The organism is Bradyrhizobium sp. Ken64 (genome assembly GCF_055807555.1).
Genome location: NZ_JBVVPA010000006.1, coordinates 295,961 through 314,925, shown reverse-complemented (window position 1 = coordinate 314,925; position 18,965 = coordinate 295,961). Strand labels below are relative to the sequence as shown.

Annotated in this window: 13 protein-coding genes; 8 read left to right on the top strand and 5 right to left on the bottom strand. The window is 58.8% G+C overall.

Going from position 1 to position 18,965, the window contains the following annotated elements; translation table 11 throughout:
* Positions 1-160: 160 nt before the first annotated feature.
* Positions 161-379, bottom strand: coding sequence for a DUF3126 family protein (locus tag AC0L2F_RS13910; RefSeq protein ID WP_027567779.1), 219 nt, complete (start codon positions 377-379; stop codon positions 161-163).
* A gap of 137 nt (positions 380-516) precedes the next feature.
* Positions 517-1,341 carry a serine O-acetyltransferase gene (gene cysE, locus AC0L2F_RS13905; RefSeq protein WP_007602549.1) on the bottom strand — a complete coding sequence of 275 codons (825 nt, stop codon included), beginning with the start codon at positions 1,339-1,341 and terminating at the stop codon, positions 517-519.
* Positions 1,342-1,616: 275 nt separating this feature from the next.
* Between cysE and AC0L2F_RS13900 the strand changes: the two genes are divergently transcribed.
* Positions 1,617-2,990, top strand: coding sequence for a hypothetical protein (locus AC0L2F_RS13900; RefSeq protein WP_007611848.1), 1,374 nt, complete (start codon positions 1,617-1,619; stop codon positions 2,988-2,990).
* On the opposite strand, the gene AC0L2F_RS13895 is transcribed toward AC0L2F_RS13900, so the two are convergent.
* Positions 2,976-3,731, bottom strand: coding sequence for an alpha/beta fold hydrolase (locus tag AC0L2F_RS13895; protein WP_473248772.1), 756 nt, complete (start codon positions 3,729-3,731; stop codon positions 2,976-2,978). The two genes, AC0L2F_RS13900 and AC0L2F_RS13895, sit on opposite strands and share 15 nt — an antisense overlap.
* Before the next feature lie 34 nt (positions 3,732-3,765).
* Positions 3,766-4,926, bottom strand: coding sequence for a hypothetical protein (locus AC0L2F_RS13890; protein ID WP_473248746.1), 1,161 nt, complete (start codon positions 4,924-4,926; stop codon positions 3,766-3,768).
* Between the two features lie 305 nt (positions 4,927-5,231).
* Here AC0L2F_RS13890 and AC0L2F_RS13885 point away from each other — a divergent pair, with 305 nt between their 5' ends.
* Complete coding sequence (locus tag AC0L2F_RS13885) at positions 5,232-5,477, top strand: zinc-finger domain-containing protein (RefSeq protein ID WP_007602543.1); 246 nt, start codon at positions 5,232-5,234, stop codon at positions 5,475-5,477.
* A 19-nt stretch (positions 5,478-5,496) separates the two neighbouring features.
* Positions 5,497-6,699: an FAD-dependent monooxygenase gene (locus AC0L2F_RS13880; RefSeq protein ID WP_473248745.1), complete on the top strand. Its 1,203-nt coding sequence runs from the start codon at positions 5,497-5,499 to the stop codon at positions 6,697-6,699.
* Between the two features lie 25 nt (positions 6,700-6,724).
* Here the strand turns inward: AC0L2F_RS13880 and AC0L2F_RS13875 are convergent, their stop codons facing one another.
* The gene (locus AC0L2F_RS13875) at positions 6,725-7,144 is read right to left on the bottom strand and encodes a hypothetical protein (RefSeq protein ID WP_063995847.1); all 420 of its coding nucleotides are present in this window, start codon (positions 7,142-7,144) and stop codon (positions 6,725-6,727) included.
* 368 nt (positions 7,145-7,512) lie between these two features.
* On the opposite strand from AC0L2F_RS13875, the gene AC0L2F_RS13870 reads away from it, so the two are divergent.
* The 5 genes from AC0L2F_RS13870 to AC0L2F_RS13850 all read left to right on the top strand — a co-directional run bounded on the left by AC0L2F_RS13870 (position 7,513) and on the right by AC0L2F_RS13850 (position 18,837).
* Positions 7,513-8,808, top strand: a complete 1,296-nt coding sequence (locus tag AC0L2F_RS13870; RefSeq protein ID WP_473248744.1) for a phage integrase SAM-like domain-containing protein — start codon at positions 7,513-7,515, stop codon at positions 8,806-8,808.
* Positions 8,809-9,265: 457 nt separating this feature from the next.
* A complete protein-coding gene (locus AC0L2F_RS13865) occupies positions 9,266-10,159 on the top strand; it encodes a hypothetical protein (RefSeq protein WP_473248743.1) in 894 nt (297 codons plus the stop codon).
* Positions 10,152-13,361, top strand: coding sequence for a DEAD/DEAH box helicase (locus AC0L2F_RS13860; RefSeq protein WP_473248742.1), 3,210 nt, complete (start codon positions 10,152-10,154; stop codon positions 13,359-13,361). Before AC0L2F_RS13865 ends, AC0L2F_RS13860 begins: the two co-directional genes overlap by 8 nt.
* Before the next feature lie 398 nt (positions 13,362-13,759).
* On the top strand, positions 13,760-14,104 hold the full coding sequence (locus AC0L2F_RS13855) for a DUF7222 domain-containing protein (protein ID WP_473248741.1): 345 nt from the start codon (positions 13,760-13,762) through the stop codon (positions 14,102-14,104).
* Between the two features lie 143 nt (positions 14,105-14,247).
* A complete protein-coding gene (locus AC0L2F_RS13850) occupies positions 14,248-18,837 on the top strand; it encodes a hypothetical protein (protein ID WP_473248740.1) in 4,590 nt (1,529 codons plus the stop codon).
* The last annotated feature ends 128 nt before the right edge of the window (positions 18,838-18,965 follow it).

The window sequence follows — 18,965 nt, the reverse complement described above, 5'->3', positions numbered from 1 at the left end:
GCCTTCTAGACGGCGCTTGCGCATCTCCTCGGGATGAGGCTAATCGGCGTCAGTGCCGGTTGAAGCTGCGGCCGCGCAGGCCGCCCTCATGCCTGGGGAGCCGGCCTAATCCGCGCCGAGCGAAGCCTCCGCTTCGCTCGTAACGACGGCATAACAACAACTATTCCTGATCGACGAGATCGTCCTCGAGGATCGCCATCTGGAACTGGAACGAGCGATCGTCGTCCTCGTCATCGACGAAGAGCACACCGATGAATTCCTCGCCGATATAGACCTCGGCGGAATCGTCCTTCTTCGGCCGCGGCACGACGCGGATCTTGGAATTGCCGAATACGCGTTTCAGATACGCGTCGAGCTTCCTAACTTCCTTGACGTCCACGGCAAGTCTCCAATCGAAATCTGGGTTGGCGGGGTTTTAGGACGAGACGCGACCAACCGCCAGCATGAATTGCCAAAAGAATTTGGGGACCGAAAGGGGCGGAAAATCCGCCCTTCCGACAAGCTCAAAGTCCGATCTCAGAGTCCCATGGCGTTGATCATCTGATCCATGGTGCGCGACGGCTCGGCGCAGCCGGCTTCGCCGACGACCTTGGCGGGCACGCCTGCGACCGTGACGTTGTGCGGCACGGGTTTGACCACGACCGAGCCCGCCGCGATGCGCGCGCAATGACCGATCTCGATGTTGCCGAGGATCTTCGCGCCGGCCCCGATCAGGACGCCGTGGCGGATTTTCGGATGACGGTCCTCGTTCTCCTTGCCGGTGCCGCCGAGCGTGACGCCATGCAGGATCGAGACGTCGTCCTCGATAAGTGCCGTCTCACCGCAGACGAAACCGGTGGCGTGATCGAGGAAGATGCCGCGGCCGATGCGCGCCGCGGGATTGATGTCGGTCTGGAATACCGCAGACGCCCGGCTCTGCAGATAATACGCAAAATCCTTGCGGCCCTTCAGATAAAGCCAATGCGCGAGGCGGTGGGTCTGGATGGCGTGAAAGCCCTTGAAATAGAGCAAGGGATCGATGAAGCGCGAGGTCGCGGGGTCGCGGTCGTAAACGGCGACGAGATCGGCGCGGAAGGCGTTGCCGAGATCGGGATCGTCGCGCAGCGCCTCGTCATAGGTCTGGCGCACGAGATCGCCCGACAGAGCGGAGTGATCGAGCCGGTCGGCGACACGATGGATCACCGCATCTTCCAGGCGGCTGTGATGCAGCACCGTCGAATAGATGAAGGTCGCAAGCTCCGGCTCGCGATGGACGATGTCCTCCGCTTCGCCGCGGATCCGATCCCAGATCGGATCAAGCGTTGCGAGCTTTCCTCCCGGATTGACCTGATGCACTGCCATGAGATCTGCTCTTTCGAATTGGCTCGTTTCGGTGGTTCTATAACACAGTCTAGGCGACAAAGTCCTGACGGGCTTGCCTGAGAGTGAACAGTGCGTTGCCCCGCGGAAGTATACCAACGCGTTGAATCAAAACACTTTCTTCCGACACTCCGGGGGGCAAGGTCGGCTCAAAATGGTCAGGGTTTCGCCAAATTCAAGCGGGGCGGCGTCAAACTATTGGTGAATTCCGCCTCAACCGTTATTGCGGGCATGGTCCGAGTGAGGACGGAGCGGATTTGACCATCACCACCGATCATGCGCGCGCGGGCGCCGCGGGTTCACTCTGGCTGCGGCTCGCCGCGGCCGCCCTGCCGCTCGTGATGATCGCGCCGGCGTTCTGGAACGGCTATCCGCTGTTGCAATGGGATACTGGAGGCTATCTGGCGCGCTGGTACGAGGGCTATCTCGTCCCGAGCCGCTCCACGATGTTCGGCATCTATCTGCACTATGGCGAGAGTTCTGGTTTCTGGATCAACCTCGCGGTCCAGTCGCTGACGACGCTGTGGCTGCTGCAGCTCACCTTGCGCGTGCTCGGCCTGATGCAGACATTCCGCTTCGTCGCGATCAGCCTGCTCCTGATCCTGTCGACTGCGCTGCCCTGGCTTGCGAGCATGTTGCTCACAGACATTTTTGCAGGCCTGTCGGTGCTGTCGCTATTCCTGCTGGTCATCGGTGGGCAGCGGACCTCGGCGCTCGAAAAAATCTCGCTGTTCGTCTTCACCGCCTTTGCCGCCGCGACCCACAGCGCCACGCTCGGCGTGCTGCTCGGGCTCTGCGTCGCCGGCTGGATGGCGCGGCCATTGCTGGGGCGCCGGCTTCCGATCGCCGGATTGGCCCAAGCGAGCCTCACCATCGTCGCCGGCGGCCTGATGCTGGTGTCGGCGAACCATGCCTTGTCGGGCAAATGGGCCTGGACGCCCGGCGGCACCGGCGTCGCCTTCGGTCGCATGATGCAGGACGGCATCGTTGCGCGTTATCTCCATGACCATTGCCCGCGCGAAAAACTCAAGCTCTGCCCCTATCGCGACCAATTGCCGGCGACCGCCGACGAATTCCTGTGGGGCAAGAGCATGTTCAACACGCTCGGCCGCTTCGAAGGCATGAACGACGAGATGGGCACCATCGTCGTGGGTTCGCTCGCCGACTATCCGGCCTGGCAGGCCGGCGCGGCGTTGCGGGCGATGGGCCAGCAATTGCTGCATGTGGCGACCGGCGAAGGCGCAAGTGTCTGGATCCCGCACACCTATGGCATCATCGAGCGCTACATCCCCGCGCAGGTCGCGCCAATGCGCGCGGCGCGCCAGCAGCATTGGGCCCTCGACTTCGACTACGTCAACTGGCTGCACGTGCCCGTCGCGCTGGCCTCGATGCTGGCGCTCCTCGTGCTGCTTGGCCACGCGCTCGCACATCGCCGGCTGGACGATCTGACGCTGCTGGCAGCGACCGTCACGCTGGCGCTGCTCGGCAATGCCTTCATCTGCGCCGTCATCTCCGGCCCCCATGATCGCTACGGCGCGCGAATGGTGTGGGTTGCGACCTTCACAGTGCTGATTGCGCTGTTTCGCTCGTTCGGCGACGAGGCCGCGGACGCGACCTCAGCCGCGGCGTGACAGGAAATCGAGCACGCCGGTCTTGTAGACCTTGTCGCCGACCGCCCGCATGTGATCGCGGTTCGGAATGTCGAGCACTTCCGAACCAGGGATGATGGCACCGAGTGCACTGGCCGAACCCGCGACGTCGTCGGTGCTGCCGACCGCGATCAGCACCGGCACGTCGATGCGCGCGGCTTCGTCCTTCGTCATGAGATCGCGCGTGCCGCGCAGGCAGGCGGCGAGCGCCTTGCGGTCGGAACGGGTCTGGTCTGCAAAAGCACGAAACGTGCGCCCGACGGGATCGGAGACGTCGTCGAGCGAGGGCGCTTCCAGCGCCTTGGCGACGTTCTCGCCGGGCCCGGTGCCCTCGATCAGGCCGCCGATGCCGATGCCGCCGAGGATTGCCGAACGCAGGCGCTGCGGCTCGTTGAGGGAGAGCCAGGCCGTCATCCGTCCGCCCATCGAATAGCCCATGATATCGGCCTGCGGGATGGCGAGATGATCCATCAGCGCGAGCACGTCGCCGGCCATGGTCGGGATCGAGTACTGCGCCGGCTCGTAGAGCTTTGCGCTTTCGCCATGGCCGCGATTGTCGAGCGCAATGACGCGGCGGCCGTTCTTGCGCAGCTCCGAGACCCAGGTCGGATAGACCCAGTTCACGTTCTTGCTGGAGGCAAAGCCGTGCACCAGGATGATCGGATCGCCCTCGCCTTCGTCGAGATAGGCAATTTCAACGGCGCCGTTGTGAAAGCTCGGCATCATCAGTTCCGCAATCTTGAGGGGAAGAGGTATCTTAGGCCGTGACGGCAGCGCTTGCCGGAACGGCTTCGGCGGCGATCCGCGCCTGGCGAAGTCGCCGCGCCCGTCTGCGATCGCACCAGGCCTGGGTCAGGCGCTCCGTTGTCGCCTTGATCGAGGACAACAGGCCGAACAGCGTCAAGGCCGCACCGAACAGCCAGAGTGCAAGATTGAACGCCCCGCCGATCAGCAGCAGCGCGCCGCGGCCGAGCAGCTTCAGGATCGCGCGCGTCTTGCCGCCCTGCGCTTCCGCGAGCCGCACCGCGCGTGCGACGTCCTTGGGACCTTCGGCGATGCGCAAACTATCCATCGCGCCGCGCGTGCCGGTCTTCTCGACGACGCGCGTGACATCCTTGCCGAGCCGAACCAGCGCGCCAGCCTTCTCGGCGCGGAACGCGGCCTTGATCGCGCTGACGGTCTCGCCCGGCCGCAACACGGAGCCGGAGGCAACCGCGTTCTGGAGCATCGGCGTATCGACGACCTCGCGCGCGGACCGGCCGGCCCAGGCCGCTAATCCCTCGCCGAGCCGGCCCACTTTTCCCTCGCCGAGCCGGCCCACTTTTCGCGCGTCCTTCACCAGCGTCAGCCCCGCGCGAACCGGCGCGGCACCGCCGACGGAGACGTAGGTCACGGCCGTGACCGCGAGACCGGCGGCGGCAAGGCCCAGCACCAGGCGATCGGTCTCCTCGCCCATGGCGAGGTGCTTGCCCTCGCGCACGACGTCCCTGATGTCGCCGATGACGAAGAGATCGCCGGCCACGGTTCCCGACAAGCTCGCAACATCGTCCGCGTTGCCGGTGACGAGACCGGAGGCAAACCGTTTTGCGAAATGCGAGGTGGAGTTTTCGGCTTTGACCGCGTCGCTGACACGGCTCAGGAGGTCGTCAGACAGCCCGATGTTGCGGTCGCGCGCCAGCGCGACAAAACTGTCGGCAAGATCGGCATCGCCCGATGCGAGCGCGACCTCGATGTTGTCCTGAATCAGGCGGTCGTTGTGCCGCAGCAGCGCGTCGAGCTTGATCTCGGAGAGCGCGGCGGGATCGTCTTGGGCGGCCAGAATCGCGCCGGCCTCGCGGGCATGCGGTGCTACCTGCGCGAGCATGAAGCCGCATGCCGCGATACCGGTCAACGTAGTGCTGATTCGCAACCACTTCATGCGGAGAGCCTGGACGGTCCTGAGATCGTTGACGCCTGACGGTTCGTCTTTCGTCGCAATTACACGCGTCCGCAGACATAGTATGCCAAAATTGCGACACAACGTCCCCGACGAAAGAAGGGCTTCTCTCAGGCCGCAAGATTGTGTCGAATTTGCATGAGCAAATGAGCATGGGGCATTGCGGAGCTTTCGGTTCCGCTGGACTAGCAATCATCTACACCCACCAGTATGGTCCGCGGCGCCTTAATAATGCCGCGTCAGTCATGATTGTTGTCTGCCGCCATTGCCACTCCAGGATGAGTACGATGTCCGACCATGTCGTCCCGCACTTCCACAACGATGCCGGTGTCCCCGTCATCGAAATCGGCTCGCAAGAGTTCATGTGCGTGGGCGCGAATCCTCCGTTCGATCATCCGCACGTCTTCCTCGACCTCGGCAACGACAACGAGATCATCTGCCCCTATTGCTCGACGCTGTACCGTTTCGCCGCCGACCTGAAGGCGGGCGAAGCCCGTCCGCCGGAATGCGTCCTGAAGGACAAGGTGGCCTGACCGCTTCCATCGGCCACGGGTGGCGCTCTCCCGAACGATTGTCATCGCCGGTGCCGGCATCGGTGGACTGACGGCTGCGCTTGCGCTCGCGGCCCGCGGCTTCCGCATTGTCGTATTGGAGAAGGCCGAGCGGCTCGAGGAAGTCGGCGCCGGTCTGCAACTCTCTCCCAATGCCAGCCGCGTGCTGGTCGAGCTCGGCCTCACCGAGCGCCTCAAGCTGCGCGCCGTGATCCCGGAGGCAGTCTCGATCATGAGCGCGCGGGCCGGCGGCGAGCTTTTGCGCATGCCGCTGGGAGAAGCCGCCGCCGCGCGCGCCGGCGCCCCCTATTGGGTGGTGCACCGCGCCGACCTGCAATCCGCCCTTGCCGGCGCAGTCTCCGACCATCCCGATATCGACCTGAAACTGGGCGCGACCTTCGAAGACGTCGCGCCTCACGCCAAGGGGCTGACGGTCGTCCATCGCAGCGGCACGATCCGGCGCAGCGATCTTGCCAGTGCGCTGATCGGCGCCGACGGCATCTGGTCGACGGTGCGCCAGCATCTGTTTCCCGAGGTGCAGCCGCGCTTCTCCGGGCTGATTGCCTGGCGCGGTACGCTCGATGCCACGCAACTGCCGAAGGACTACACCGCGCGCCGGGTTCAGCTCTGGATGGGCCCGAATGCCCATCTCGTCGCCTACCCGATCGCGGGCGGACGCCAGATCAACGTGGTCGCGGTGCTGCCGGGCACCTGGAACAGACCGGGCTGGAGCACGCCCGGCGATCCCCGCGAGGTGATGGACGCCTTCGCCGCGCCGCGCTGGCCGCCGCCGGCGCGCATGATGCTCGCCACGGTGGAGAGCTGGCGGAAATGGGCGCTGTTCGGCGTGCCTGACGACTGCCCCTGGAGCAAAGGCCCGGTCGCGCTGCTCGGCGACGCCGTGCATGCGATGCTGCCGTTTGCGGCCCAGGGCGCCGGCATGGCGATCGAGGACGCCGCTGTGCTCGCGCAGCATTTGAGCCCTGAGGCCGCCGAGAGCACCGCGGGCATCACGGCTGCGCTGAGACAATACGGCCGGACGCGCCAGGCGCGCGTGCAGCGGGTGCAGCGGACTGCGCGGCAGCAGGGCCGCATCTATCATTTCACTGGGCCGCTCGCGTTCGCGCGCGATCTTGCGGTCCGGGCGCTCGGCCCGGAACGCATGCTGGCACGGCAGGACTGGATCTACGGCTGGCGGCCCTGATGCGAGGCGCTGGCGGCAGGATGTTTCAGCGCACGGCTCTTGGCTTGTTCGAAGCAGGCTTGGCTGTGGGCGCCGGCGCAGCGGCCGGCGTCGCCTCGGGCGGCGTTTCCCGGCACTTGTTGCGGCGCCAGGCGTCCTCGGCCATCTGCGCCTGCCCGCGTACCGCGATGTACTCGTTGCGATAGGCAAGCTCCGACACCACGGCGCCGCCCGCACCGGTCTGTGCCTTGTCCATCAGTCTCTGCAAATCGCCGGTCCGGCTGGCGAGCGACTTGCGCTCGCCTTCGAGCTGCTTGCAATCGTACAATTCGTACTTGGCGGGATCCGCAAAGGCCGGAGCGACCGTCTCGCTCATGCCTGCGCAGCCGGACAGCGCGAAGCCGGCCGCGAGCAGAGCGACGGCCACACAGCACGTGCGCAGGCGATATTGGATCAAAGCAGGCATTGGATGAAAGCTGACATGCCGGATCAATAGTCCCCCTGGATTGAGAATGCCTAAAGCAACAACAAATGTCCGGATTGAGGCTTTGCCTTGTGCCGCCGGCTCGCCTAAGGAAGAACCGCCCCTCCGGCCTGCAAACGCCAATTCCAGACCGCCGGTAAGGGACTTAAGTGGCTGATCTCGTTGGATCAAGCGGGCATGGCGGAATTGGTAGACGCAAGGGACTTAAAATTGTGATCGCATAATTTACTTGCTGAAAAAAGAACAATAATAACAGCATATTACGCCGTTCTCTCTCAAATATCCGACCCAAAATCTGCTACACAGTTATTACACATTTCGTGCTATAATTGTATTTCAGGGAGGCGGTTGTGAAAGGGGATCAAGAGTCAGCACATCACGAGCTGATGGGAGGCGAGCTCCACGTTTATAAACGTGAGAACAGCAAATACTGGCAGTGTGCGACCTTCCTGAAGGGCTTCAATCACCGCGCTACCACCAAGCAGATAAGCCTCGCTCAAGCGAAGGACGTCGCAAAGGACTGGTATCTTACCCTGCAAGGAAAACTCCTCAGGGGCGAACTTAAAGACAAGAAAAAATGGGAAGGGGAAGTCACCTTCCGCTTCGCCGCAGAGAAATTCCTGCGCGAATACACCGTGCTCACGCACGGCCAGCGCAGTCCGGTCTACGTCGGCGCGCATCGCCGCCGTCTCGACAACCACATCTACCCCTTCATGGCTGACAAGTATCTTCCGGAGATAACGCCGGGTCTTCTGCAGGACTACCGGGTCTACCGCCACGAAAAGGCGATGCAGCTTTACGGCAAGCCGCCTGCCCGCAACACCATTCATCAGGAAGTGGTGGTCATCCGCCAGGTGCTAAAGGCCGCTGTGCGCCACAGCTGGCTCAAGATGATGCCGGACTTGTCGGAACCGTACAAAAAGTCCGGCAAAATCTCCCATAGGGCGTGGCTCGCGCCCGACGAATACAAACGCCTCTATCAGGCGACCCGCGAACGCGCTCAAAACCCCAAACGGGTACGCTACGCTTGGGAAAGCGAGCAGCTGCACGATTTCATTCTGTTTATGGTCAATACCGGCCTGCGGCCTGACGAAGCCTGGAGACTTCAATTCCGGGACGTAAAGGTCGCGCATGACGACGGTCTCAACGAAACCATCCTGGAGATCGAAGTGCGCGGCAAGCGCGGCGTGGGATACTGCAAAAGTATGCCGGGCGCGGTTCAACCTTTCAAACGGCTGCAGAAACGGTTGCGGCAGGTCGCCGAAAAAGATGAGGACGGCAAAGAGACCGTGGTTGAACGGTTGCCCAAGCCGACGGACCTAATTTTCCCGAAACGGCACCATGAGCTTTTCGACATCATCCTCAATGAACTGGAGCTCAAGAAAGACCGGGACGGTCAGTCACGCACCGCGTATTCGCTCAGGCACACGTACATCTGCCTGCGGCTGATGGAAGGCGCGGACGTGTACCAGATCGCCAAGAACTGCCGGACCAGCGTTGAGATGATCGAGAAGTATTATGCCGCCCATCTGGTGAATACGCTCGACACCACCGCGATCAACGTCCGTAAGCAGAAACGACCGAGGCAAACAGACGACGACGAACCTGCGCCTCGCCCCAGATCACCGCGAAACAGAAAACCATAACAATATCATGTGAATAAACCGCTTTTCCGACTCCGATCCCTTCGCTATAGATGGAGGCAGTGCGGGCGTGGCGAAACTGGTAGACGCAACGGACTTAGACGATTGAGTGCTCGGCGGGAAACCGCAGATGCAGAACTGCTCAAATTCGGGGAAACCTGTGAAATGGCAATCCCGAGCCAAGCCCCACCCCGGGGAAGGTGTAGAGACTAGACGGGCAGCACCTACAGCGGTCACGCGCCAAGGTGAAGGGATAGTCCAGACCACAAACGCCTTATGGCGGCGGCGAAAGCCGAAGTGGGATGAAAATCCGTAGGACCGCAAGGTTCGTGCCGGTTCAATTCCGGCCGCCCGCACCACTCAAATACGTTTCGAACTTTGTGCTGGCCCGACTCCTGCGCTCGCAGGTAGGTTGTATGAATAAAATTAAAAACCGGACCGAGGGAAACGTCTCCACCAAATGAAGCCCACCCTGCAAAGCACGAAAAGCCGCAAGCCGGCGGCGCCGATTGAACCAAAGAAAATCGCTTTGTTTCTGGACACCGTAGGTGTCGACGTCCATTCAGTCGGCAGCCGCTGGACGGTGCAAGATATCGATCATCTCGCGAAGCTGATTGCGCTCATTGCGATGGGCCAAGCGTTGCACGCCGCAAAGATCATTGAAGAGCTGTCTCACGCAACATCTGCTATCACAGCCGCTAGCTTAACCAGTGCTGCCAAAATCCAGTTACGTGTCCTAGGCACCACGGACGAGCAAAAAGATGCCTCGCGCTGGAGACGAGATGGATTTCTATTCGAAGCCATCTCGTGGATAGCAGCACGGCAGACAGCGACGTCTCGCACCTACATGAAAGACCCGCATCTAAAAGCCACTACGCAGGGCATTGATGGCCTCATGATAGAACTAGACGACGCAGCGCAAACGATTTCCACCGCGACAATCTTTGAGGACAAATGCTCAGAGAATCCGAGAGCCATGTTTCGCGACGACGTAATGAAAGCTTTCAAGGATCATCACTCAAACCTGAGAGGGCCCGAACTAGTCTCAGGCGCAGCAGCACTGATCAAGGAAAGTGGCTTAAACGGAACCGCATCTGTCGAAGCAGCCGCCCGAGTGCTTGACCTTGCTTACCGGCGTTACCGTGCCTCCCTTGCCGTTACATCCGACCATGATACCGAAAAGGGGCGTACCGCTCTATTCAAAGGCTACGAAAAGCTAGCGGGCATCTCCGCTGAGCAGAGAATCGGCGCGACCTTCGTCGTTGACGGCGATTTGCGGGATTGGTTCGACGATCTCGCAGAACACAGTTTGGCGGCGCTCGACGAGATGGCGGAGGCAGTCCAAGATGTTTGATCCTGTCACTTCAGCCCTCCTTATGTCGGCGCCGAGCCTGACGGATCTTGATTCACAAGATCTTCCGCGTAGACTTACGCGGCACTACGCTCGCCTCGTTTCCTTGCGATTGAGGGGGATCGACTTGGATTCACCAGGCGGTGAAGAACAATGGCCCCTCGAACGCATTGCAGACACGTATGAAGTTATTACATCCGTTCATGAAGACCGGAGCGTTCGGCGAGCGTGTGCCTTCGTGGCGGGTACTGCCCAGCAAATAATCGCTCGCAAGCGTCCGCAGGAAGCGATTAGCATCAAACCGTTCGTTGACCGCGACCAAGTTGACCCTGCTGTAGCAGCTGCGCTGCTTTTTTTGGCCGCTGAACAATACGCTGACGCGTTTGAAGCTGCAGGGCTGATTACGAGTGATCGTAGCGAGCAAATTTACGAAGCGCGCATTCTTGCCGAACACGTTCGAGACCTGGCCAGAGGCAATCTCACTTCTCTTCTCGATCGAGCCGCTCGATGGCGTCGTCCAGAACGCGTCCTGATTGACTTGCAGCGAACAGCGTTACGCGTTCTTCTAGAGGCACTCATCACCGGCATTGAGCTTCTAGCCGCGAGCATACTTGCCCTACCTACCCCGGAGGCTAGTGGGCATCGTTTTGATGATGCCAACCATGCGTTTCGTCGCGTGCTTGCACTTTCGTCGCATTCAATGCAGTCCGACGATGGTATTGAAGAGGACCTTTTTACGACCTATGCAGGTCCTCGCCACTTGGCTTCACTACTCCTGTCAGCCTTCGATGGGATAAATGACGCTGCGATCACGCGGTTATCACCGCCAAGTGGAGCGGACACAGATTTTTGGGGGAAATGGCTCCGACATCGCGCGAACTCAATGCCTTTCGTTTGGCCAAACCACCGTGCGGCGATCGACAAGGGCTTTTACGAAAGTGGCAGATCGGCGGTTATTGTACTTCCTACTGGAGCGGGAAAAACCACGCTATCTTCTCTGAAGATTGCGTCAACACTGGCAAAGAAGAAAAAGGTAATATTTCTCGCTCCAACGCATGCCCTCGTCGAGCAACTTACAACGGATTTGCAAGAGATGTTTCCCCAAGGGCTCCTTGGCTCCGTTGTTTCAAGCGACTTTGATCTGCTTTTGTTGGCCGATGCCCAATTGAAGGAAATCGAGGTCATGACGCCGGAGCGTTGCCTCGCGATGCTATCATTTGCTTCTGAGGCTTTTGAAGATGTTGGCCTTCTTGTATTTGACGAATGTCACCTTCTCAGTCCCCAATCCGGAAAGATCCGACGATCGCTAGATAGCATGCTATGCGTTCTAGCATTCAGTCACGTTGCTCCCAAGGCTGACTTCCTTTTTCTGTCGGCGATGCTGGAAAACGCATCGGAATTCGCAAGTTGGATCGAGCAGTTAACTTCTCGAAAATGCATCGATGTGGACTTGCTTTGGAAGCCGAGCAGGCAGGCACGCGGAGTGGTCATCTACGAGCAGGCCCGACTCGATGAAATTAAGAATGCGGCATTGAAACTTCAGGCGGCTGGTAACAAACGAACAGGCAAGCGCGCTAAAGGATTACGCACGCCGGCTGCTCGTCAATTAATGGCAGAGCCCCTAGCGATATGGGGACTACAACATAATTGGCTGATCGAGAAGCGAGCTTATTGCTCGTTCACTCCCTTACTCAATTCGTCAGTCCAACTGACCGGAGAACTGAGCTCAAACGGCATTCGTCTTAAGCCAAATGCCAATAATGTAGCCGCCGCGATTGCAGCAGATGCCGCAAAAAACGGCCTGAAGACCATTGTATTCGTCAATACGAAAAATGATGCGATATCAACTGCAGCAGCTATAGCAGCCGCATTAGGAACTACTACGTCGCCAACTGCGGACGAACAAGCGCGCTGGGAAGCGCTTGAACTTGAACTTGGCAGCCTATCGCACTCTCTGATCGACAAGACAGCGTCTGCAGTCGCGCATAATGCTTCAATGCTCCGTCTGGAGCGACAACTGGCGGAGAGCATGTTTCGGAGAGCTGATGGTGCTTCAGCAATTGTAGCGACTCCGACCCTGGCGCAGGGCCTAAATCTTCCGGCGCAACTAGCGGTGCTCGCCGGAGACAAGCGAGTTTCCGAAAAAAAGGGGCGCGAGAACCTTGAGGCCCACGAAATCCTAAACGCTGCGGCAAGGGCTGGGCGTGCAGGTCATTTGGCCAACGGCGTCGTCCTTCTAGTTCCTGAACCTGTTATTGCATTCACCAAGGGTAAGGGGCTGAGTGGCGACGTCCTGGAGAAGCTACGTGCAGTTCTACCTGAGAATGATCGGTGCGTGACGATCTCTGATCCGTTAGAGGTTATATTAGATCGCGTTTCCAGCGGTGAAATGCTTGATCCTGACGTTCGTTATACAATTAATCGAATGGCACAATTTCATGGACCAAGCGAAGATGAAGCTCCATCAATGTTCGATTTTAGCCGCTCGCTCGCCGCTTACGCGGCTCGGCAAGCCGCTACAGAAAAAGACTTCATCAGAAAAGTGACTCGAATGAAGGCTGCTATCGAGGAAAGCTTAGAGGGGGAAACTGATGAATCTGTTTTCGCGCTCGCCTCGAAGAGCGGACTCCCGGCCGATGTTCTTGTTCGGCTTAGAAAGCGGCTAGAACGGCAAATTGGTAATCTTCCAACGTCTATCCGGGAATGGATTCTCTGGACCTTTGAATGGCTGAAGGACGACGACGCAGCCCGCACCCTGTTGCTCAACGAAGTTGCAGGGGCGATGCGCGCATCTACCGGCCGGAAGAGAGACGGAGTAGTAGATGACGACACTCTTGCTGACCTTAGACCTGGCGTCTCGGCTTGGGTCAGCGGCAAATCGGTCGCAGAAATCGAAGTGGCACTAGGTGGCGACCCACATGGTCCAGATGGCAACGCGTCGAAATGCCCACGTTCCCGCGATTTGATCGGCTCAGTGATTCCAAGGTCGATTTCCTTCATACTGAGTATTGTCAGTTATACCGCCCTTGAGCTCGATCCGTTTGACCAACAAGAAAACCTCGAGCGCGAACTCGTCGAAAGCCTGGCAACTGCAACGCGGCTTGGTTTTGATTCTGTTGAGAAGCTGAAATTCGCGACAGACCATCCGAAGCTCTTGGGACGTGTTCAGACTCATCAGGCTTGGGCGAACCAGGCTGATGATTAGTGACCTCGTCCTGATAGGTGCGTGCGCTAGGTTTCGCGCTTTCTAGGAGCCCAGCGGGACAGCACTGTCCCGCCGCATGCGCGACCCGTCTACCGGGTCCGCTCCGCGCGGGATTACACCAAATGCGCGGCATCGCGAGCGCGATGTTCCAGGGCCGTGACGCAGGTCTGGTGTCCGCCAATCCTTCCCTTCTCTCTTTATGATCCGCGATTGGCGGTCTCACATGATGCCTTAACGCTGCGCCAGCGCGCGCAAGCTGCAAGGGTTGCACCCTCGACTTCCGGCGAGCCGGGTCGCTTCCGCCTGCGGCTTCAGTTCCGCATGCGCTTATCGCCGTCGCCTTCGCACGGCATCGAGACCGCCACTTAGGGCGGCTCAGAAAAGCGAGGGAGCTTCAGATGCCCAACAAGTCCCACCAGCGCAAATCCTTGCGCATCCGCTCAACGAATTTCCGGTCATGGTTCAATACGAACCTGAGGGAGCATGCACGCGACATCGCTCGGCATGGAGCAGACTGCGGTTTTCCCTGCATCAGCTACACATCCGACACGGTTTGCATCTTCGATCGTTTCGCCAACGAAATCTGGGAGATGGCCGTCGCCGACGCCTCAGACATGGGTCACGCAAACGTGGCCGAAATGATCGCCGGCTTCTCGCGCGCCGACATGCTGGTCGATTTCGACTGCTTCAAAAATCTCATGGTCTGGTACGCATGCGAAAAGCTTGCCCAAGAGCGCGAATAAAGCGCGCTCGCCCTCATGGAGCCAAATCATTGGAGAGTTCTGTCAACCGAGAGCCACAACATAACGGTGAATTAGATCGATCATACAATTCTTAAGCGCATTTTCTGTTACCAGCATCGATCGGAGTATTGTAGCCTAGCTCAATGAATTCAACAGACAAAAAACACTCCGATAATCTACGCGAAGCATTACTTGCGCTGCACCACTCCGGCCCGAAGGGCTTTGAGGGGCTTCTCGGGATTCTGCTGGCATCAGTCACAGGCCAGTCGTTTCGGCTCGCCAAATCCGGGTCGCAGCGCGGGCGGGATGGCGACAGTGCATTCGATGGTGGAGCCACCTACTTCGAAGGCAAACGCTATCGGAAAAGCCCAAAACCGGCGGAGATTACGGCGAAGCTCTTTGACCTTATCAAGGACGATGCAGGTCAACTAGACCTTTGGGTCCTCGGTGCACCATGTGAGATAGCGGCTCAGACCGAAACAGACCTGCGTGGATTTTGTGAGCGAGTGGGAATTGGATCAGTTCTCCTGGATTGGAACGATAACGATCTCGGCGCACTGCTTGTCGCGATAGCCAGCGCTCCCCAAAAATCGAAAGATTTCATCACCGACAATCTCAAGGGCAAGCCGAAGGCAAATCTCATAAATGATGCGCTCCTCGCGATTGACCACTTCGCAAAGCATCCCGATCTCGCGGCACGCCTTGAATCCCTTCGGGACTCGTTGTCAGCCGAGGAAGCAGGACTGGGACAAGCAAGAACACGCAACCGTCAGTGGTTGACTGGAGTGTTTTCCAGTAGGACTTCTGCGCGCGCCGCATTCGGACAACCCTTGGCGCCCCGCGATACGTCCGGTCTTGCAGGCACTTCGCGCCCTGATGAAGCGAAGCTCACGAACGCATTCAAAGGTAAACCCGCAGCTGAAATTTACGCCGTCATTGGCGACGAGGGGGTGGGCAAATCTTGGCTCGTAGCGTCGACATGGCTTGCTTGCGATCCCGCCTCCATTCTCATCATGAATCCCGCGGAGGATCTACTCATTTCCGGTTCGGCGGGAAGTTTTGATTCATTCCTGATCGACAGACTGATCCAACAGACAAGCGGGCTGCGCTCGGAGCGCGCAGTCGAAAGATGGCGGAGAAGGATCAACGGATGGCGCGCCAACCCAACGCCAGAGAACGTGCGCGTCACCATGGTCTTCGACGGGCTGAACCAGCCTTTGAAAGCTGACTGGTCGAAGCTATTGGATCACGTGGCGTCCGAGCTTGCGAAGCTAGGCGGATGCCTCATCATTACCACAAGGTCAACCCACTGGACACAGTTGAAGAATGCCCTTGCCTGTAAGGTCGCAGAAGTGCGTGTGGCCCAGTGGACCGTCGCCGAAGTAAAAAGCATTATTCAGGGCCGCGGCATCGATGCGAATAAGGTGAAGCCAGAAGTTCTTCAGTCGCTATGCAATCCCCGAATCTTAGGAATCGCGATCGACCTTCTTGCCGCCAACGATGTCGAAACAATCGATCAGCTAAGCGTGGGACGCCTGCTTTTCGAACATTTGCGGAAAGCTCAGACAACCGGAGCGGTGCCCATGTCCGGCTTAGAGTTCGCTGAGCTTCTAAGAGGACTTGCGAACGAAACTCTGGCTCGCGCACAAAAGCAGCAAACTGATGATCTTCGCCTTTTTGACGCGAAGAACCACAACGGGCTGCAAGATGTCGCTTCATCTAACTTTTTCGTGCCGGTGAAAGGGAGCGCTGCGCATTACGAGATTAAGCAGAACGGTCTGGACTTGGGGTTGGCACTTTCGCTTGTCGACGCTCTGGAGAAGGAACTTCGCAACAAACGAGATCCCAGGGAGCGGCTTAGCCTGATCCTTGAACCGATCACCGCGCTCGATGAAGCTGCGAGCGTCGTCTTTCTCGCGACGCAGATTGCTTGCTTGGATGAGGAAGCAAGCCTCGAAGTGCGTTCCGCACTCATCGAATACTTCGTGTCGTTGCAGAACTTACCCAACACCGAGGCCGAGGCTTTTGCCGTTTTGGTCCGATCGGCAGCTCCTTCTTTCCTCGCCGCAGCCGAGAACGTCTACACCAGCAGCACTCGCGTCCCAAACGCCGACTGGCTCCACTACGCTCTTCACAGTCAGCGAGATGATCTGATTGTCTGGGCATCGATATCAGAAGCGGTTCGACGTTGGCTCGCCTATTACTCGCTCGCGCCCGAACGAATGATGTTCAAAACCCCTGGCCGCGATCCCGAGGCGGAAGTCACAGAAGAGCGGAACAAGCGCCAGCTCGAAATCGACAAAAAGGTCAACGACCTTACTGACGTGGAAAGGAAATATCGCGACGAGAGCCTGTTGCACACCGATCGATGGCGGCTCGAAGCTCTACACCGCACTGCCTTCTATCTCCTTGCAGGAAAGCCACTTGAAGGCTTTGCCGACGACCTGGTGAAATGGAGCTTCTCTGACGCCCTAGGCCCTGCCATGCAGGCACCAGACAAGGAGTTCAGGCAGCTCATCCGATTCAACCGCGTGGACTGGAAACCGACACGCGCCAGCCTGCTAAAGGGTATTCATGCGTTCGACGGGGACCGTTCATCGGCCGTTGGAAAGTGGGCAACTGTTGAGATTCTGCGTGCAACGGGCGCGGTTGACGATGCAAAGCAAGCTGAGGATCTCGCCGAATGGCTAACACGCGATCGTCAAAAGTTCGCAGGGTGGTCGCGCGTCGAGGATTACTGTAAGGTTGACCCATGCGATCCCGGCACCGCAATGCCTGAAAATGTCGATGTGACCGCCAAACAGTATCGCTTAATCGATCCGACAAAGCTCGCAATTCACATGGGCCACGGATCGGAGGATCACTTCTTCAATATGGCGCGTGCTGGCGTCATTCGATTCCATATTGATGACGCTGTCGTTGCGCATAGTGGGCTGGCTGACGACGTTCTCAAGAGGACGGGCTTTGCTCGCAGGCAGGGCACCCTAGCCCTGCTCGAACACAGTGCAGTACTGACGAATCAACAAGCGCATAGTTTTTTGAAAGTGGGACAGGCCAGCACTGCGGCACTTAGTGACAAGCGAGACAATCGTGACGAGTGGCTTACCGCTCAATACTCCATTTTTACCGGGATAACACATCTTCAGGCCGACGAACAGCTCGAAGCAATTGCTGGCATCGAAGGAAACACGGTCCTCTTAGATATCCTCGATGCGCTGCTTCCCGCATCTGCCGAGGCAACCGAGCGCGTGCTTGAACGCGTTCTCCAGTCAAACGAAACAGCAAAGCAAACCTCTGTTCTTGCCGCCATCAGATATTCGAAGCCCCCGCTTTCGATGCGTTCCCGATTGATCATCGGCGAACTTCTGGAATCCAGGGATTCGGAGGTTCGGATTCAGGCCTTAGGTGCGTCAGCCGTCAGCGGAAATCGGGAACTGCTGAGCGCGGTCGTAGCAAGTGGATGGGACGCGCGTTCTTTGCGCACCGAGAAGCAGACGTTCGAGCGATGGTACGGCTCATCAGCAATCCTCGAAGGGGCGAAGCTTGGTCTCGTCGCTCTCGATGAGGCTCTCGATCGCATGGCCCTAGATCACTATGGGTTCGCTGCCCAGGAGTTGGGTTCTGCTGCCGCGAAAATGATCGCGCCGCGTGTCGAGTCAGCACTAATCAAAGCACTGGGCTACACGCAGAGCTTTGATTTGCCGGAGATGGTAACGTCGACGGCAAAAGCCGCAAGCGCGGCACCTCCTCTGGTCTCACTAAGCGATCCGCCTCCCAGTCAGAACATCGGTGACCAGCTCAACCGTCTTGGTGAGACGAATAAACAGTTCGATGCTCGCCAAGATCGATTGGCGTCTTCATTTGAAAGCTTCACTAAGGAGCTCACGACGGCTGACGCCAACCTCATTCTCTCTGATCTGACGGCTGGCGGGCTAAAGGCGCTCGTTGGTGCGGATGAGGAAGCAGGCAAGCGTTGGATCGCGATGTTAAGCGCCGCGACGGACGCGAAATTAAGCAATCTCCATCACTTTGCGACGCAACTTGCCGTCACTCTCGCACAGTACGACAACGCGAGGCAGTTGCTTCAACGACTTGCAAAGCTTATTCCGACGATCACTCGCGTCGAGGGGATCGCAAAGATACCAGCGGATTCGCTTGCTCTTTGGGCCGACGCGGATGTGCCCGAAATTCAAGACATCTGCAGGCGCCGCTTGATCACACGGAGCGATGACAGCAAAATCGCGCTTGAAGTCTTCGCTGCATTGGTCAATGGCAAGTCCACGCTTGTTGAAAAGACGATTGATGAATTGATCGCGACAGATCAACCTGCGGACGCGTGCCTTGGGCTAACACTCGCAGGCTTTTGCGATAAGAGCACTCACGCAGAAGGCATTCTTGCGCACTTCGGTGGAGCTCAAGGCTATATCGGCATTGCCCGGAAGGCCGCGGCCGAAGCATATCAGCGCAATCTGTGGGCACGGACGTGGTATGAGCAGATGAGCGCCGCCAAAACACCACTAGAGTTTTGGCAGGCGTCAGTACTGCTGACTAAGATTGTCGACCTGCGCTTCGATATCTGGTCCCACACTTTAGGAAATGAGACGCACACTTGTCGCGCCTTCCTTCCCACCGTTCTTCGCGAAATCGGGCGCCGCATCGAGAAGTGGCAGAGGAAGCGGAAGGACCATTTATATGGTGATAAGTCCCCTGCTGCCCTCTTCCTTCCAGATTAGGCAACATACCGTCCCACTTCTCCAGTGTTGCGGGGTGCAAACATTTTGGCGCAGCGCGCGACGACGACTGGCGCCGAAGGCGCCGAAATGATCGCTGGCCTGGTCCATAGTCCACCACAGGATGCCTG

Excerpts from the sequence above, each read along its gene's own strand:
- cysE (WP_007602549.1), bottom strand. The coding sequence starts at position 1,341 with ATGGCAGTGCATCAGGTCAATCCGGGAGGAAAGCTCGCAACGCTTGAT.
- AC0L2F_RS13895 (WP_473248772.1), bottom strand. The coding sequence starts at position 3,731 with ATGCCGAGCTTTCACAACGGCGCCGTTGAAATTGCCTATCTCGACGAA.
- AC0L2F_RS13890 (WP_473248746.1), bottom strand. The coding sequence starts at position 4,926 with ATGAAGTGGTTGCGAATCAGCACTACGTTGACCGGTATCGCGGCATGC.
- AC0L2F_RS13885 (WP_007602543.1), top strand. The coding sequence starts at position 5,232 with ATGTCCGACCATGTCGTCCCGCACTTCCACAACGATGCCGGTGTCCCC.
- AC0L2F_RS13875 (WP_063995847.1), bottom strand. The coding sequence starts at position 7,144 with ATGCCTGCTTTGATCCAATATCGCCTGCGCACGTGCTGTGTGGCCGTC.
- AC0L2F_RS13865 (WP_473248743.1), top strand. The coding sequence starts at position 9,266 with ATGAAGCCCACCCTGCAAAGCACGAAAAGCCGCAAGCCGGCGGCGCCG.
- AC0L2F_RS13860 (WP_473248742.1), top strand. The coding sequence starts at position 10,152 with ATGTTTGATCCTGTCACTTCAGCCCTCCTTATGTCGGCGCCGAGCCTG.
- AC0L2F_RS13855 (WP_473248741.1), top strand. The coding sequence starts at position 13,760 with ATGCCCAACAAGTCCCACCAGCGCAAATCCTTGCGCATCCGCTCAACG.
- AC0L2F_RS13850 (WP_473248740.1), top strand. The coding sequence starts at position 14,248 with ATGAATTCAACAGACAAAAAACACTCCGATAATCTACGCGAAGCATTA.